This window comes from Pseudomonas fluorescens (assembly GCF_002837185.1).
Taxonomy (GTDB): Bacteria; Pseudomonadota; Gammaproteobacteria; order Pseudomonadales; family Pseudomonadaceae; genus Aquipseudomonas; species Aquipseudomonas fluorescens_AM.
This window is the reverse complement of record NZ_KZ477987.1, coordinates 47,422-63,455: the sequence shown is the minus strand read 5'-3', so window position 1 is coordinate 63,455 and position 16,034 is coordinate 47,422. Positions and strand designations below refer to the sequence as shown.

The following is a 16,034-nucleotide window of genomic DNA, read 5'->3' as shown; positions in this document are numbered from 1 at the left end:
CTCATCAGGAAATAGCGTCGAACGACAGTGAGTTTTTTATCAAGGCCCAATGCGCCGCCTCGGCCTCACCCAGCGCGTCCGCCTTCACGTAGCTGAGAGCAAGCATCTTGCGCGTGCCCGGAATCACCAGTGCCAATTGATACTGGAACACCTTGTCATTGCCCTTGTTGAACTGGCTGCGCAATTCGATCCCTGCCACTTCTTGAGCCGCGCCCAAACGCACATCGACACCCGGTTGATAACGTAAATCCTGAACCTGTTTTTCCAGGCGCTGGAGTTGGTCGTTGAAGTTGCTGTGCAGGGTTTCACCTTCGCCCAGCAAGCTGCGGCTGACGATCAGGGAGGTGCCCAGTTCGGGGAATTTGAGAATGTTGATCGTCGCGTCCTGCAACTCGCCGGCAGGCAGTTGAAACTGGAATTCATTGATTCGATACGTCATGGCAAACAGATCTCGTCAGGAGCTTTTAGGCGTGGGGAACGCGGCTTTGATATTGGCGTCGATGCTGGCTTTCACGCCCTGGCCATCCGGTGTGGCGCCCGCGCCGCCACCATTATTCAGGTGTAGGAGGCCGCCGGTATTGAACTCGGCATCGCCGCTGGCGTAGAAGCTGATTTGCACGCCAGTGAGGTTGATCTGACCGCTGGCGTTCAATTCCAGGATGCTTTCGCCGCAGACCAGGCGCAGGTTTTCGCCCACTTCGATGACGTAGCTCTGGCTGATGCTGTCGGTCTTGCGCTGGCCCACTGAGAGGATGTCTTCCTGCTTGACGATGCGCAGACGGTTATTGCCGATGGTCACCACCTCGTCATGTCCAATACTCTTATTCCGGTCATGCCCCACCGAATGGCTTTCATCCACTTCCACCACGATGTCCTGGTTACGCTCGGCATGGATGTACAACTGCTCCAACCCTTTCTTGTCCTCCATGCGGATTTCATTGAAGTTGGCCGGCGTGCCGCCTTTGCTGGATCGACTTTTCATGCCGCTCTGGGTCGCGTTTTCCGGCAGGTCGTAAGGCACGGTCTGCTCAGCGTTGTATACCCGCCCGGTGATGATCGGTCGGTCGGGGTCGCCTTCGAGGAAGCTGACGATCACTTCCTGGCCGATCCGGGGAATCTGCATCGAGCCCCAGTTCTTGCCGGCCCAGGACTGCGACACGCGAATCCAGCATGAGCTGTTTTCGTTGGATTGGTCGTGACGGTCCCAGTAGAAGTGCACCTTCACGCGGCCGTATTGGTCGGTCCAGATTTCCTCGCCTTTGGGGCCGACCACCAGCGCCGTTTGCGGGCCTTTGACCACGGGCCGATGGGTGGTGGGCAGGGTGCGGTAGCTCTGTTGCGCGGGGATACAGGTCAGGCTGCTTTCGAACTGCGCCGAGCCGGATCCGCCGCCACTTTCCAGGCTTTCCTGAACGATGTAGTAGCGACAGCCGACGATCAGGTATTCGCGGTTCTGGTCCTGGCGGCTGAAGCCGGTGAGGCTGAACAGGTGGCCCGAACCCAGGCCGCGGGCATTGCCGGCGAACTCGATCTGTTCATGCAGGGTTTGCAGGGCTTCGATGCGGGTGCGCGCGTAGTGTTCGCCGTCGGCGCTCTGCACGTAGGTGCCGGGATAGTCGTACAGCGGGTAGTCGCCGGCGGTGTGCGGACGCGGCATGGCCGAGCGCACGTCGATGCTCGCGCTGGGCCGCTGGAAGTCATAGTCGTTGAGCTCCAGCGAGCCGGGCTGCACCTCCTGCGCCAGGTGCCAGTTATGCATGTGGTCGCGTTCGCGCTGCTGCTCGTCCTTGGGGTAGTACGGAATCGAGGCGTAGCCGGGCACCGTGGTGTGGGCGCCATAGGCGTCGGCCAGCACCAGTACATGGCGGTCCTGTTCGTGACGGAAGAAGTAGTAGATACCTTCCTGTTCCATCAAGCGGCTGACGAAATCGAAGCTGGTCTCGCGGTACTGCACGCAGTATTCCCACTCGCGGTACGGCCGGCTCAGGGCGTCTTCGAAGTCGGAAAAGCCCAGGTCGCGGAACACCTGCTTGATGATCTGCGGGATGCTCAGGTTCTGGAAAATCCGGCAATCGGAGGTGCGACTGAGCAGCCACAGCCATGGGCGCAACGTCACCTGGTAGCTGGCGAACTGGCCCTGGTCGATGTTCTGGCTGCAGCGCGCGACGATGCCGTGGAAATGCCGCTCGCCACCGTCGGCCAGTTGCAGGCCCACGCTCATCGGCTTGCCCAGCAACTGGTTGAGGTCGATGTTGGCGTCCAAAGACGTCAGTTGCAGCTCGTAGTTGAACAGCCGTCCCAGCTCTTCGCCGCCGCCCATTTCATTGAGCAACAGCACATCCGGCCCGAGGGGGCTGGTGATCTGGGCCAGGCGTGAGGCTTGGTTGAATAACATCGGGCGTCTCTTAATGACTAAATGACTGAAGAAACCGGTTCAAAGTGTGGGAGGGGGCTTGCCCCCGATAGCAGTGTGTCAGTTGATGCATCTGGTGACTGATTCACCGCTATCGGGGGCAAGCCCCCTCCCACATTTGGATCGAGTTTCGTCAGGTCAATCGTTGAACTGGTAGTGCAGCTCGTTATCCCTACTGCTGATCCGCACCCCCGCCAACGCCTTGCCTTCGAGCATGCGTGTGAGGAATTCACGGCTCATGTCCGGCAGCAGGCTGTTGGTGAGGATAGTGTCGATCATGCGCCCGCCGCTTTCGGTTTCGGTGCAGCGCGAGACGATCAGGTCGACCACCGCGTCGTCGTAGTCGAAGACGACCTTGTGGGTGTTTTCCACGCGCTTTTTGATGCGGTTCAGTTGCAGGCGAGTGATGGCCTTGAGCATCTCGTCGCTCAGCGGGTAATACGGAATCGTCACCAGGCGACCGAGCAAGGCCGGCGGGAAGATCTCCAGCAGCGGCTGGCGCAGGGCCTTGGCGATTTCCTCGGGCTCGGGGATGTTTGCCGGGTCCTTGCAGACGTGGGAAATCAGCTCGGTACCGGCGTTGGTGGTCAGCAGGATCAACGTATTCTTGAAGTCGATCACCCGGCCTTCGCCGTCTTCCATCACGCCCTTGTCGAACACCTGGAAGAAGATTTCATGCACGTCCGGGTGGGCTTTTTCCACCTCGTCCAGCAGCACCACACTGTAAGGTTTGCGCCGTACCGCTTCGGTCAATACACCGCCTTCGCCGTAGCCGATATAGCCCGGTGGCGCGCCCTTGAGGGTCGACACGGTGTGAGCTTCCTGGAACTCGCTCATGTTGATGGTAATCACGTTCTGTTCACCGCCGTACATGGCTTCGGCCAGGGCCAGGGCGGTTTCGGTCTTGCCCACGCCCGAGGTGCCGGCGAGCATGAACACACCAATCGGCTTGCTCGGGTTATCGAGGCCGGCGCGGGAGGTCTGGATGCGTTTGGCGATCATCTGCAGGGCGTGGTCCTGGCCGATGATGCGTTTCTTCAGGTGCTGGTCGAGGTTGAGCACGGTCTCCAGTTCGTTGCGCGCCATGCGGCCCACCGGGATACCGGTCCAGTCGGCGACCACCGAGGCCACAGCCTGGTAATCCACGGTCGGCAGGATCAGCGGGGTTTCGCCCTGCAGTGCGCTGAGGCGCTGCTGCAGGTCGACCAATTGCGTGCGCAATTCATCGCTGCCGCTGTCCACCACGCCGGCTTTCTCACGCAAGGTCGCACGGGTGGCAAGCAGCTCATCCACCAGGGCTTTTTCTTCAGCCCAACGGCTTTCCAATGTGGCCAGGCGCTCACGCTCGGCGCTCAGCAAGGCTTCGCTGTTGGTCTGGCGCGCACCAATGGCGATGCCGATCGCATGCTCGCGGGCGATGATTTGCAGCTCGGTTTCCAGGGCTTCGATACGGCGGCGGCTGTCATCCACTTCGGCCGGCACCGCGTGCAGGCTGATGGCGACGCGGGCGCAGGCGGTGTCCAGCAAACTCACGGATTTGTCCGGCAACTGGCGCGCCGGAATATAGCGGTGCGACAGCTTGACCGAAGCTTCCAGCGCTTCATCGAGGATCTGCACCTGGTGGTGTTTCTCCATGGTCGACGCCACCCCGCGCATCATCAGCAATGCCTTGTCTTCCGAGGGTTCGGCCACCTGCACCACCTGGAAGCGGCGGGTCAGGGCCGGGTCTTTTTCGATGTGCTTTTTGTACTCGGCCCAGGTCGTGGCGGCCACGGTACGCAAGGTGCCACGGGCCAGCGCAGGCTTGAGCAGGTTGGCTGCATCGCCCGTGCCGGCGGCGCCACCGGCACCGACCAGGGTGTGGGCTTCGTCGATAAACAGGATGATCGGCTTGGGCGAGGCCTGCACGTCTTCGATGACCTGGCGCAGACGCTGTTCGAACTCGCCTTTCATGCTGGCGCCGGCTTGCAGCAGGCCCACGTCGAGACTGCGCAGTTCCACGTCCTTGAGCGCAGGCGGTACGTCGCCGGCGACAATGCGCAGGGCGAAACCTTCGACCACGGCGGTCTTGCCCACCCCGGCTTCACCGGTGAGGATCGGGTTGTTCTGGCGGCGACGCATGAGGATGTCCACCAGTTGGCGGATCTCTTCATCACGGCCCACGATGGGGTCGAGCTTGCCGCTGCGCGCCTGTTCGGTCAGGTCGACGGTGAAACGCTTGAGCGCCTCCTGCTTGCCCATCGCGCTGGGGGCCATGGCGCCGCTGGCTTCGCCTGGCACACCGGCATTGAAGCCATCGCTGGCGCTCAAGGCATTTTCCGGCGAGTCGCCGACGTACTCGTCAAAGCGCTCGCTCAAGGCTTCGGGCTTGATCTTGTCGAACTCGGCAGACAAGCCCAGCAGCGCATGGCGCAGGCTCGGCGTTTTCAGAATGCCCAGCACCAGGTAACCGGTGCGCACCTGGCTCTCACCGAACATCAGGCTGCCATACACCCAGCCGCGCTCCACCGCTTCCTCCACATGGGACGACAGGTCGGTAATCGAGGTCGAACCGCGCGGCAGGCGGTCCAGGGCGTCGGTGAGGTCGCGGGCCAGGCGTGCCGGTTCCAGGTTGAACTGGCGGATGATGCGGTGCAGGTCCGAGTCCTGCAGTTGCAGCAACTGATGAAACCAGTGGGCCAGTTCCACATACGGGTTGCCCCGCAGTTTGCAGAACACGGTGGCGGCTTCGATGGCCTTGTAGGCCACGCTGTTGAGTTTGCCGAACAGTGCGGCGCGACTGATTTCACCCATGCTCTGGATTCCTTGAGGTGGTGGCATGATCGGCGTAATGCCGGGCCAGGATTAGGTCGTTGGCGTCATGTGCAGGTTGGCCGAGCCAGGTATTGAAACCCAGGCGGAACCGGCCGTTGAGTTGCAGCGCCGGGACTTCAGGTTGTTGCAGGACCAGGTTCAAGTCCCAGTCCAGTTCATGGCCCAGGTACTCGGCCACCCAGGCCACCAGCTCGTTGAACGGCGGGTGGCCGGGCAGCATGCCCATGTAATCGTCGAGCTTGAGCGGCCCGAGGCGAATACGGAATTTGTGCTGGCGGTCCCACACATGGTTGCCCAGGCAGAAATCCACGCCCAGCCGGTTGGCGCTCACGCCGACGCGGCTGCGTTCGGGTAGTTCCAGCCATTGGCCGACGTATTCCTCGATCGCTACCGGCAAGCCGAAGTACTCGCTGAGGATCGCCTTCAAGCCATCCGGGTAGCGGGTTTGCGCCGACAAGTGGCCGCTGTAATGCAGCTTCGCCGTGTCGGCGATCAAGCCCTGGTTGAGCAAGCTCGGCATGCCGCGGCCACTCAAGGCGGCGAGGCGTGCGGACCAGTAGTCATCGTCTGGCCGGTCGTGGCTGACCGTCGGCCGTGCCTCGGCCCAGGCTCGGTAGAACAAGGTCAGCAGGCGATGGTGGAACACGTCCAGAAATTGCTTGCTGGTGCTGTCGGCGTTGTTGCGCTGGCGCTCGCGCACATACTCGGTGATATGCAGCGGCAGCGGGCCGTTGGGGCCGCCGAGGCCGAAGAAGAATTGCTCCAGCCGCGCCGGCTTGCCGTCGCCGCCGGGGTCGACCGACGCCAGGGTGGCCGGGGCGAAGGTGCAATCGGCCTGTTGCCCCAGGCGCAGCGGGTCGTCCGCCAGGCGCAGGGAATGGCCCAGGCGCGGCAGGTCTGGCGATTCGCACTCGATACGCCGCAGCGCCTGGAAGAAGTCATATTCCCAGGGCTCCTGGTGCATCGCGTCCAGGGTACTCACAGGGTCGGACGCCGTCCGGGCTTGGCTTTCCATCGCATGATCTCGCCGCGTTCGGTGGTACGGATCACCGTCTCGGTAAAACTGTTGATCGACACGTAGCGTGCCAGGAAGCGTTCCAGCACCGCACCGAGCAGGAACACTCCGGTGCCGCGAAACGCGTTTTCATCGAATTCCAGGGTGATCTCCAGGCCCCGGCCAAACACGATCGGGCCGGGCATCGGCAGGCGTCGGGTCACGGCTTTGCTGCTGACTTCGCGCAAGCCTTCAATCTGCAATTGCAGCGCGGCGTCGTTGCTGTCGCCGTACAGGCGCAGCAGTTCGCGCAAGGCGCCGGCCCCCTGGCCCTGTTCGCTCAAGGAAAGGTAATTGAGCGATAACTGGCTGATCAGGCGCCAGGCCTTGGCGTCGTGGGCATGGCTGGCGCGTGGGCGGCTGGGGCCTGCGACGCAGCGCACAGAGAGCACCGGCGCGCTGTCGGCGAGGGTGAAATCGGTCTTGCCGTTGCCCACGCTCATGAACAACGGCAAGTCACGGTTGGTGCACAGCGCCGTCACGCCGAGCTGGCGCAGGTCATGCCGATACGGCGCCTGGCGGCTGTCCACCAGGCTGACGAAGGTTTCGCTGCCCACATAGGTGGAACGCGGGCCGTTGCGACGCTGGTCACTGGACAGCACGCGGGGTTCGCGGCGTACCGTGTAATAGGCCTGGTCGCGCCCATAGCGGGAAGGATCGCGCACGGCGTAAAACGGCAAAAACGGCTGCTCCGGCCCGGTGCCGTGGCCAGTGATGCCGCTCAGGGAGTGAATCTCGAAATCCATCGGCCGGGTGCGGTCGGCGATCACATGGTGTTCGTTGACCCGATCAGACAAGTGAATACGGTCCACGCGCTTGGGGAACAGGTTGATCGCCGGCGTGCAGAACGGCAGGAACTGCGCCGCGCCGACGCTGCCTTCCAGGCTGGGGTCGTGACGGTCGAACAGCACGATCACCTCCAGCTCCTGGCCGTCGCAACGTTTGACTGCGCGGCTCAGTTCGGCGAATTCGACAAACAGGAAACGGTGGGGCAGGGCGAAGTACTCCTGCAACAACCGATAGCCCTGGAACGCCCGCGCCACCACCGGCATGGCCGCGTCGGCATCGTCGAAACCGCGTGAACGCAAGGCATCCTGAGGCAGGCGCTCAACCCAGTCGCCACCGGGCTTGCGTGCGAACACTGCGCAGGCGTTGCCCAGCAGTTGTTCGTAGAGACGGAACGGCTGCTCATCGGCGCCGCTGAGGTACAGCGGCAGGTTGTCCAGCTCGAGGCTGTTGAACGGCAATTCGGCGCCGGTGCGCAGGGTCAGGCGCAGACCGGCCTTGGCTTTCGGTTCGCTGGCGGCCAGGCGGCCGAGCACGGCGGACGGGTTGCCGAAGTACTCTGCATGGCTGACCTGCAGCGGCCACAGCGTCACCGGGTGCGCGGTGCGGTACTCGCAGCAGGTCTGGGTTTCACGGCCCAGGGCGGCGCGCAGTACGGTGTCGCGGGGCAGCGGGAAGCCGCCGCCGAGGGAGCCTTCGTCGGGGTCGGTCTGCAGCTGCACCACGGTCATTGACGGCGTCGGTGCCAGGTAGTGCGGGTAGGCGATTTCCAGCAGGTTGTGGGTGAAGGTCGGGTACTCGGCGTCGAGCTTGAGCTGCACGCGGGCCGTCAGGTAGGCAAAGCCTTCGAGCAAGCGTTCGACGTACGGGTCGGCGCAGTCCATACCGGACAGGGTCAGCCGACTGGCGATCTTCGGGTATTCCTTGGCGAACTCGGCGGCGCTTTCGCGCACGTGGTGCAGTTCCTGGTTGTACAGCTCCAGCAGGCGCGGGTTCATGGGCGTCTCCGCTGGTCGGCATTGACCACGCGCACATGCCCGGATTCCAGGTCCAGATCGGTCTGCAGCAACAGGCGCAACGGCACCGGTTGCGCCCACAGGTCGCCTTCGATTTCGAAACTCAGGGCGTTGTGATTCATCTCGCCCTGGCCGACACGGGCTTTGACCCGCAGGGTGTGGCGCAGGATGCGCGGCTCGAAGGTGGCAATGGCCTGGTAGATCAGGGCTTCCAGGGCCTTGATATCCACGCTGGAAACACTGTTGCCCGCCAGCGCCGGCAGGCCGTAATTGACCACCGACGTACCGGCCGGGGTGTGCAGCGTGGCATCGGCATCGAGCAACGACGTGGTGTTGAGCAGCCACGCCAGGTCGCGCAGTACCGAGGCTTTCAATTGGGTCAGGGACAGCACGCGTTTGTCGGCGCTTTCCTTGGGATTGGTTGGGTCGTCGTCGGTCAACCGGTCCAGCAGGGACGGTTGCAGACGGTCGCGGGAAGCGATTTCAGTTACCACCAAAGCAGCTCCACGGACGGGTTGCGGGAGGGACAAAATGTCTGCAGCCGTGACGCAAGGCCACGGCTGCAGGGGCTATCAGCGCTTGGTGTTGGAACGGATGTTCCAGCCAAACTTGATCGCGCCGCCGTCTTTGGTGCCGTCGGCTTTCTGCGGCTGGTAGTCGACCATCACTTGGGCGAAGTTCAGGGTGACGTTTTCGGTCAGGCGGTCATCGGTGCCCGAACCGCCGGTGCTCAGCGAGGTGACCAGCACTTCTTCCAGGTTGATCACCATGTACTCGACCTGGCTTTCGCCACCGGCCTTGCGCACGGTCAGCTTGACCTTGTCGATGTGCTTGCCGCTGGCGCAGTGCATCATCAGGTTCGGCGACGCCTTGTCGACGTATTTGGTCAGCGACAGGTCCTGGATATTCACCTTGCCCGCGCCGCCGCCACCGCCCACATGCATGTTGCCGGACTGGGCCATGCCCCAGCTCCAGTTCAGCACGTCGATTTCGTCCTTGTGGGCCTTGTCCATGGACTCGCCCTTGATGTCGCCGATCTTGATGAAAATATCAACAGCCATGTTTTCTCCCTGTGTGGACTCAGCCACTGAATTTGGTTATGCCCCAAAAGGGCCATTGCTTTTGTGTGGGAGGGGGGCTTGCCCCCGATGCAGGCAACTCGGTTTGTGAGGCCGACCGAGGTGATGCTATCGGGGGCAAGCCCCCTCCCACAGAAGAGCGAATTACTTAAGCGCTCTTGGCCGAAGGCAGCTTCGATACCAGGCGCAACGACACCGTCAGCCCTTCAAGCTGGTAGTGCGGGCGCAGGTAGAACTTGGAGTTGTAATACCCCGGGTTGCCTTCGACTTCTTCCACGATCACTTCGGCAGCTGCCAACGGGTGCTGGGCCTTGGTGGTCTCGGTGGAGTGCGCAGGATCGCCATCGACGTAGTTGAGGATCCAGTCCTGCAACCAGCGCTGCATCTCGTCCTTCTCTTTGAAGGAGCCGACCTTGTCGCGCACGATGCACTTCAAGTAGTGGGCGAAACGGCAGGTGGCGAACAGGTACGGCAGGCGCGCGGCCAGGTTGGCGTTGGCGGTGGCGTCCGGGTCGTCGTATTCGGCCGGTTTCTGCAGCGACTGGGCGCCGATGAACGCGGCGAAGTCAGTGTTTTTCTTGTGCAGCAGCGGCATGAAACCGTTCTTCGCCAGCTCCGCTTCACGGCGGTCGCTGATGGCGATTTCGGTCGGGCACTTCATGTCCACGCCACCGTCATCGGTCGGGAACGTGTGGGCCGGCAAATTTTCCACTTCGCCGCCGGACTCGATGCCACGGATGCGCGAGCACCAGCCGTAGTGCTTGAACGAACGGTTGATGTTCACCGCCATCGCGTATGCGGCGTTGGCCCAGGTGTACTTGGAGCTGTCGGCGCCGTCGGTGTTTTCTTCGAAGGCGAAGGCTTCCACCGGGTCGGTCTTGGCGCCATACGGCAGGCGCGCGAGGAAGCGCGGCATGGTCAGGCCGATGTAGCGCGAATCTTCCGATTCACGCAGCGAGCGCCAGCCGGCGTATTCCGGGGTAGTGAAGATCTTGGTCAGGTCGCGCGGGTTCGACAGTTCCTGCCAGGAGCCCATGCCCATCACGGTCGGCGACGCGGCAGCGATGAACGGCGAGTGCATGGCGGCGCAGACTTTCGACAGCTCGCCCAGCAATTCCACATCGGGCGGCGACTGGTCGAAGTAATAGTCACCCACCAGGCAGCCATAAGGTTCACCGCCGAACTGGCCGTACTCTTCTTCGTACATTTTCTTGAAGATCGGGCTCTGGTCCCACGCCGTACCTTTGAATTTCTTCAGGGTCTTGTGCAGGTCCGGCTTGGAAATGTTGAGCACGCGAATCTTCAGCTGCTCATCGCTCTCGGTGTTGTTGACCAGGTAATGCAGGCCACGCCAGGCGCTTTCCAGCTGCTGGAAATCCTGATGGTGGATGATCTGGTTGACCTGGGCGGTGAGCTTGGCGTCGATCGCGGCGATGATCGACTCGATCGACTTGATCGCGTCGTTGGACACCAGGTCGGTTTGCGCCAGGGCCTGTTCGGCCAGGGTGCGTACGGCGGTCTCCACGGCTTCGCGAGCGCGCTCGGTCTTGGGCTTGAATTCCTGCATCAGCAGCGAGGCGAACTCGCTGGTTTCTTCGGTGGCGCCCAGGTTGGACGCGCCTTCGCGAACGGTATTGTCAGTCATGCTTACTGCTCCCCTGCAGGCTTGGGCGCACTGGCAAGTGCCTGGAGCAGTGCCGGGTCCTTGATCGCCTTCATGATGATTTCTTCAGCGCCGGTCTTGCCGTCCATGTAGGTCAGCAGGTTGGCCAACTGGGTGCGGGCTTCGAGCAGCTGGTTCAACGAGTCGACCTTGCGCGCCACGGCGGCCGGGCTGAAGTCGTCCATGCTTTCGAAGGTGATGTCCAGGCTCAGGTTGCCTTCGCCTGTCAGCTCATTGGGTACGTGGAACGCCACGCGTGGCTGCATGGCCTTGAGGCGCGAGTCGAAGTTGTCGACGTCCACTTCAAGGAACTTGCGGTCGGCCACGGGTGCCAGCGGCTCGGCTGGTTTGCCGGCGAGGTCGGCCATCACGCCCATGACGAAGGGCAGCTGGACCTTTTTCTCGGCGCCGTAAAGCTCGACGTCGTACTCGATCTGCACTCGAGGCGCGCGGTTGCGCGCGATGAATTTCTGAGAACTTTGCTTCGCCACGTTGCTGCTCCTGGTCGCTTGAGCGACGGTGTTGTTACTGCACGGTCCGGCGGCTTACTCGCTGTCCGGGCCGCGCAGGTTTTCAAATTGGGACATGCCGTCGGGAATCAGATTGCGCACGATCGCCGCGAAATCGGCATGCACCAGATTCTTCGCACGGTTCAACAGCACCGGCAGCGGGCTTGAAGGCTCGTGCCGGGTGTAATACGCAAGGATTTTGTCGAGGCTGCGCAGCACATCGTCGCGGCTGGCGATATCGCCGACCGGACGCGGGGCAGCGGGGGCAGCGGCGTAGTCCACCGAGGGGGCATGGTCTTCATTGACCGCCTCGGGTTCGCTGCTGCTGTCGGCGCCGGGCACCGCTTGATTGAGCAATTGCAGGGCTTGCTTGAGCGGCTGCTTCAAGGCGCTGAGGTCCACGCCCTGGGCGGAACCGACCTGTTCGTTGACCTGTTGTTCGATGGCTTCGCAGGCGGCGCGCGCGGCAACCAGCGCATCGCGGGTGGCCTGCAGGTGCTCCGGGTCGCTGTCGAGGAACGCGGCGTTGAGTTGCTGCGCGCCGAGTTGTTCATCGGGGAAGCTCAACAGGCCGCTGGCGTTGAGCGCCGCGCGCAGAGTCACAGGGCCGAAGGTACGTGAGCGCGTGAGGATGCTTTCGCGCAGCAGGCGAATATTGGTGTCGCAGGTCAGGCCGGTGAGGGCGTTGATGCGCACGGTGGGATCGTTATCGTCGTCGGCATCCAGGCGTGGGTGCAGGTCGGCCCAGTAATCGCGCAGCAACGCATCGATCAGCGTCAGCGCTTCGGCCAGTCCGGCCACGCCCTGGAGGGCGAGGGTGCTTTGCAGCAGAAAGTGGGTGATGCGCAGGTCTTTGCTGCGCTGCAACAGGTCGAGGCTCTGTTGCTGGATGCTGCGCCACTCCGGCGGCTCGGCGGGCAGGATCGAGTCGCCCATGCTGCGCTCGGGCTGGCCCTTGGCATCACGTTCCAATTGCAGAAATTGCGCGTCATATTCCATGTCTTCGCCACAGGGCGAAGTCGCGGAAACGGCGGTGAGCAGCAACGGCACATCCACAGAATTCGATCTCCCTATCAGCCCGTTAGATGCCGGGCAATGCATGCATTAGTTGCGCGGTGAACTTTGCATGTTTTCTTGGTCATAGCCTCAGAATGCCACTATCGTGCCATCACTGATGTTCAAGAAGTTGTGCATTTTTGGTGTAGTACTTATGCCTTGTCAAGGTAAGCTATTCGCCCTCTGTGACAGATGTGCGGTGTTTAACAACCTGCGCGACTGATGGGTCGAACGCTGCGCCCGCAGAGGATTTTTGTCATGCAAGCCGGATAAGATCAGCGATCATGCTGGCAAATGCGGTTTTGGAAGGTCGGTCCCATGACCTGGCGGCGATATTCAGGCAAGCGTAGGCCAGGTCTCGACTGCGCGCGATGTATCAGCAAGGAGGCAAGATGTCGCTGTGTTTGACTATCACTAGTTATCACAAGATTACCCCAGGGCAGTGCGCCGAAAAGTCCATGAACCAGGGCTCGATGGCGATCGGCCGCAGTTCGGAAAATGACTGGGTATTGCCCGACCCCGAACGCCTTGTCTCCTCGCAACATTGCGTTATTCAGTACAAAGATGGCCGTTATTATTTAACCGACAACAGTACCAACGGTGTGGAGTTGGTCAACGCCGGCATCCGGTTGCGCCGTGGTAACAGCGAGCCGCTGCAGGATGGGGAGTTGATTCGCATCGGCGATTACGAAATCCAGGCGCGCATCGACTTCAATGTGCAGGCCGTCGACAGCCAGCCGTTCGCCGGTGATTCGCCGAACAGCTTTGAGGCGTTGATGGGCGCGGTGGCGAGCCCGCCCGCGCCGACACCGATGATCGCGCCGCAGTTTCATGGCGCTTCGTCGATGGAGACCCTGCCGGACCTGTTCGATTTCCTCAGCCCCGCTGCCGTGCCACCGCCCACCGTGGCAGACCACGTGCCCTCCGAGCAACATGACTTCCGTGCGCCGACTCCGGTTGCCGTGCCGGTGGCCGAACCCCCGGCGGTGGCCGGTGCGGTCATTCCCGAAGACTGGGACCTGCTTGGCGACGCGCCCGCGCCGCTCGCCCCTGTTGCACCACCCCCCGCGCCGGTGATTGCGCCGCCGCCTGTGGTCGAGCCGGTTGCGCTCCCCGCTGACGACGCCCAGCCACAAGCCGACCTCTTGCAGGCTTTCCTGCGCGGTGCCGGCCTCGATCAGTTGCGTCTGGACCGGGCCGATGCCTGCGCCCAGATGGAAAGCATCGGCCGCAGTTACCGGCTGATGGTCGAAGGCCTGATCGACGTGTTGCGTGCCCGCGCCAGCCTCAAGGGCGAATTTCGCATGCAGCAGACCATGATCCGCCCCGCCGAAAACAATCCGTTGAAATTCGCTCCGAATGCCGACGAAGCGTTACTGCTGCTGCTTCGTCACGGCAACCCGGCCTTCATGGCGCCGGACGCTGCCGTGCGTGACAGTTTCGACGACCTGCGCGCGCACCAACTGGCCGTGATGGCAGGTGTGGAAGCAGCGCTCAAGCACTTGCTGCTGCGCTTTGAACCGGCGCAGCTGGAGGAACGCATGGGCAGGCCCGGCGGCCTCTCGAGTATTTTCAACGGCTCGCGCCAGGCCCAGTACTGGCAGCAATTCACCGAGCTCTACAACAATATTTCCCGCGAGGCCCAGGAAGATTTCCAGGACCTGTTCGGCCGCGAATTCAGCCGGGCCTACGAAGCGCACAGTGCACGACAGCGACGCTGAGCCGCGTCGCAGTGATGGATAAAACGGATAGCTAAACACGTCATTGAGGACGCAGGATGATTCCCAGGTTTTTACTTGCAGCCGCCACCGCGCTGCTGTTGACGGCGTGTGCCAAGGACGCGGCCAAGCCCGAAGCCGCCGCCGACGCTGAAGCGAACACTGCCGCCGTCGAGCTGCATTTTCATGCGATCGCCGGGCTCAACCCCGGCGCCAACGGCCAGGCCGCCCCGGTGCGGGTGCGTATTTTCGAGCTGAAAAACGCCGCGACGTTCGCGCGCTCCGATTACTTCGCCCTGGCTGACCGTGCGCAATCCACGCTTGGCCTGGACCTGCTGGACCAGGACGAAGTGGTGATCCAGCCCGGCCAACAGCTGAGCGTTCAGCGCGATCTCGACCCGGCCACCCGGCAGATCGGCCTGCTGGTGGGCTATCGCGAGCTGGACCGGGCGCAATGGCGCGCCGTTATCAACGTGCCGCCGCGCCAATACAGCGAATATCAGATCAGCCTCGATGTGCGCGCCGTGCGCGCCGACGTCGTGGCTACCCCCTCCAGCCCAGCCCAATAACAAGCAATCGGAGCCCCCATGTCCTGGAACAATCGCGTGGTCTGGTCGGAAGGCATGTTCATCGGAACGCAGCACTTCCAGCAGCATGACCGTTACCTGGAAAACCTGATCGACGCCCGCAGCCGCCCGTTGTCTGCAGGTGCCTGGGGCTTTTCCGAGTTGCTGATCGACCAGGGCCTGCTCGCCCAGGGCAAGCTGGCAATCGTGTCGGCCCGTGGCCTGCTGCCTGACGGTACGCCGTTCAATATCCCCCAGGACGACCTGGCGCCGAGTCCGCTGAATATCGACGACAACCTGCGCGACGGTCTGGTTTATCTAGCCCTGCCGCTCAAGCGTGCCGGTGCGCGTGACACGGTGGACGAGGGCGAGGCGTTGGAAGCCGCGCGTTATGTGAGCCAGGTGCGTGAAGTGCGCGACGACAACGCGCCCTTCGAAAACCGCGCGCCGGTGGCTGTGGGCTCCAGGGCATTGCGTTTGCTGACCGCCCAGGACGGCATCAGCGACTACGCCGCCATCGGGCTGGTGCGCATCAAGGAAAAGCGCGCCGACCGCGCACTGGTGCTCGACGACACGTACATCCCGCCGGTATTGGACGTGGTCGCGAGCAAGCCGCTGACGGCCTTTCGCAGCGAGCTGCTCGGCCTGCTGCACCAGCGTGGCGAAGCCCTGGCTGGCCGTGTGGTGGCGTCGGGCGCGGGCGGCGCTTCGGAGATTGCCGACTTCATGCTGCTGCAACTGGTCAACCGCGCCCAGCCGTTGATTCAGCATTTGAGCCAGTTGAGCCCGCTGCACCCGGAGCGTTTCTTCAGTGAGCTGGTGAGCCTGGCCGGTGAGTTTTCGACATTCTCGACCTCTGGCCGCCGCCCCCAGGAATACCCGCAGTACCAGCACGACGACCTGGCCCTGAGCTTCGCCCCGGTGATGGCGGCCCTGCGTGAGGCGCTGTCGATGCTGATCGACAGCAAGGCCACGCCGATCCCGATTGTGGAGAAGGCCTACGGTATCCACGTGGCGATGCTGGCCGACAAGACCCTGCTCGACAATGCCAGTTTCATCCTCGTGGTACGTGCCGACGTGCCCGGCGAAACCCTGCGCGCGCGCTTCGGCCAGCAGAGCAAAGTCGGCTCGGTGGAGCACATCCGCGACATGGTCAACCTGCAATTGCCGGGCATCGGCCTGCTGCCATTGCCGGTGGCGCCACGCCAATTGCCCTACCACGCAGGCAGTACCTATTACGAGCTGGACCGGGGCAGCGAACACTGGCAGCAGTTGAGCAATTCCGGCGGTTTCGCCTTCCACATCGCCGGGCAGTTCCCGGGCTTGAACCTGGCCTTCTGGGCGATCCGAGGATAATCCG

The 16,034-nt window shown here is 62.7% G+C and carries 13 protein-coding genes; 3 read left to right on the top strand and 10 right to left on the bottom strand.

All coding sequences use genetic code 11. From position 1 onward, the window contains the following. Positions 1-4: 4 nt before the first annotated feature. The 10 genes from CIB54_RS03970 to tssA all read right to left on the bottom strand — a co-directional run bounded on the left by CIB54_RS03970 (position 5) and on the right by tssA (position 12,390). On the bottom strand, positions 5-439 hold the full coding sequence (locus CIB54_RS03970) for a DcrB-related protein (RefSeq protein ID WP_065953266.1): 435 nt from the start codon (positions 437-439) through the stop codon (positions 5-7). 15 nt (positions 440-454) lie between these two features. Next, the gene (locus CIB54_RS03965; RefSeq protein WP_065953265.1) at positions 455-2,395 is read right to left on the bottom strand and encodes a type VI secretion system Vgr family protein; all 1,941 of its coding nucleotides are present in this window, start codon (positions 2,393-2,395) and stop codon (positions 455-457) included. Positions 2,396-2,551: 156 nt separating this feature from the next. Continuing rightward, positions 2,552-5,206 (bottom strand): type VI secretion system ATPase TssH, encoded by a 2,655-nt coding sequence (tssH, locus tag CIB54_RS03960; RefSeq protein WP_101218695.1) that lies wholly within the window; start codon positions 5,204-5,206, stop codon positions 2,552-2,554. After that, positions 5,199-6,242 carry a type VI secretion system baseplate subunit TssG gene (gene tssG, locus CIB54_RS03955; RefSeq protein WP_101218694.1) on the bottom strand — a complete coding sequence of 348 codons (1,044 nt, stop codon included), beginning with the start codon at positions 6,240-6,242 and terminating at the stop codon, positions 5,199-5,201. Before tssG ends, tssH begins: the two co-directional genes overlap by 8 nt. Next, the gene (gene tssF / locus CIB54_RS03950) at positions 6,206-8,065 is read right to left on the bottom strand and encodes a type VI secretion system baseplate subunit TssF (RefSeq protein WP_101218693.1); all 1,860 of its coding nucleotides are present in this window, start codon (positions 8,063-8,065) and stop codon (positions 6,206-6,208) included. The genes tssG and tssF overlap by 37 nt, the downstream gene beginning before the upstream one ends. Continuing rightward, positions 8,062-8,577 carry a type VI secretion system baseplate subunit TssE gene (tssE, locus tag CIB54_RS03945; protein WP_042945974.1) on the bottom strand — a complete coding sequence of 172 codons (516 nt, stop codon included), beginning with the start codon at positions 8,575-8,577 and terminating at the stop codon, positions 8,062-8,064. Before tssE ends, tssF begins: the two co-directional genes overlap by 4 nt. Before the next feature lie 78 nt (positions 8,578-8,655). Continuing rightward, positions 8,656-9,144: an Hcp family type VI secretion system effector gene (locus CIB54_RS03940; RefSeq protein ID WP_005792512.1), complete on the bottom strand. Its 489-nt coding sequence runs from the start codon at positions 9,142-9,144 to the stop codon at positions 8,656-8,658. Positions 9,145-9,310: 166 nt separating this feature from the next. Beyond that, entirely contained in the window at positions 9,311-10,807 is a 1,497-nt protein-coding gene (gene tssC, locus CIB54_RS03935) for a type VI secretion system contractile sheath large subunit (RefSeq protein ID WP_065953261.1), read from the bottom strand. A 2-nt stretch (positions 10,808-10,809) separates the two neighbouring features. Continuing rightward, positions 10,810-11,316 (bottom strand): type VI secretion system contractile sheath small subunit, encoded by a 507-nt coding sequence (gene tssB, locus CIB54_RS03930; RefSeq protein WP_003195557.1) that lies wholly within the window; start codon positions 11,314-11,316, stop codon positions 10,810-10,812. A gap of 54 nt (positions 11,317-11,370) precedes the next feature. Next, positions 11,371-12,390: a type VI secretion system protein TssA gene (gene tssA, locus CIB54_RS03925; RefSeq protein WP_065953260.1), complete on the bottom strand. Its 1,020-nt coding sequence runs from the start codon at positions 12,388-12,390 to the stop codon at positions 11,371-11,373. A gap of 392 nt (positions 12,391-12,782) precedes the next feature. On the opposite strand from tssA, the gene tagH reads away from it, so the two are divergent. Genes tagH through tssK form a run of 3 tightly spaced genes read left to right on the top strand, consistent with a single transcriptional unit; the run spans position 12,783 to position 16,030 of the window. Next, positions 12,783-14,111: a type VI secretion system-associated FHA domain protein TagH gene (tagH, locus tag CIB54_RS03920; protein ID WP_101218692.1), complete on the top strand. Its 1,329-nt coding sequence runs from the start codon at positions 12,783-12,785 to the stop codon at positions 14,109-14,111. 56 nt (positions 14,112-14,167) lie between these two features. After that, entirely contained in the window at positions 14,168-14,677 is a 510-nt protein-coding gene (tssJ, locus tag CIB54_RS03915; protein ID WP_101218691.1) for a type VI secretion system lipoprotein TssJ, read from the top strand. Positions 14,678-14,695: 18 nt separating this feature from the next. After that, positions 14,696-16,030 carry a type VI secretion system baseplate subunit TssK gene (gene tssK / locus CIB54_RS03910; RefSeq protein WP_065953257.1) on the top strand — a complete coding sequence of 445 codons (1,335 nt, stop codon included), beginning with the start codon at positions 14,696-14,698 and terminating at the stop codon, positions 16,028-16,030. Positions 16,031-16,034: the final 4 nt, after the last annotated feature.

Coding starts and splice junctions, on each gene's coding strand:
- CIB54_RS03970 (WP_065953266.1), bottom strand. CDS start 439: ATGACGTATCGAATCAATGAATTCCAGTTTCAACTGCCTGCCGGCGAG.
- CIB54_RS03965 (WP_065953265.1), bottom strand. CDS start 2,395: ATGTTATTCAACCAAGCCTCACGCCTGGCCCAGATCACCAGCCCCCTC.
- tssH (WP_101218695.1), bottom strand. CDS start 5,206: ATGGGTGAAATCAGTCGCGCCGCACTGTTCGGCAAACTCAACAGCGTG.
- tssG (WP_101218694.1), bottom strand. CDS start 6,242: ATGGAAAGCCAAGCCCGGACGGCGTCCGACCCTGTGAGTACCCTGGAC.
- tssF (WP_101218693.1), bottom strand. CDS start 8,065: ATGAACCCGCGCCTGCTGGAGCTGTACAACCAGGAACTGCACCACGTG.
- CIB54_RS03940 (WP_005792512.1), bottom strand. CDS start 9,144: ATGGCTGTTGATATTTTCATCAAGATCGGCGACATCAAGGGCGAGTCC.
- tssC (WP_065953261.1), bottom strand. CDS start 10,807: ATGACTGACAATACCGTTCGCGAAGGCGCGTCCAACCTGGGCGCCACC.
- tagH (WP_101218692.1), top strand. CDS start 12,783: ATGTCGCTGTGTTTGACTATCACTAGTTATCACAAGATTACCCCAGGG.
- tssJ (WP_101218691.1), top strand. CDS start 14,168: ATGATTCCCAGGTTTTTACTTGCAGCCGCCACCGCGCTGCTGTTGACG.
- tssK (WP_065953257.1), top strand. CDS start 14,696: ATGTCCTGGAACAATCGCGTGGTCTGGTCGGAAGGCATGTTCATCGGA.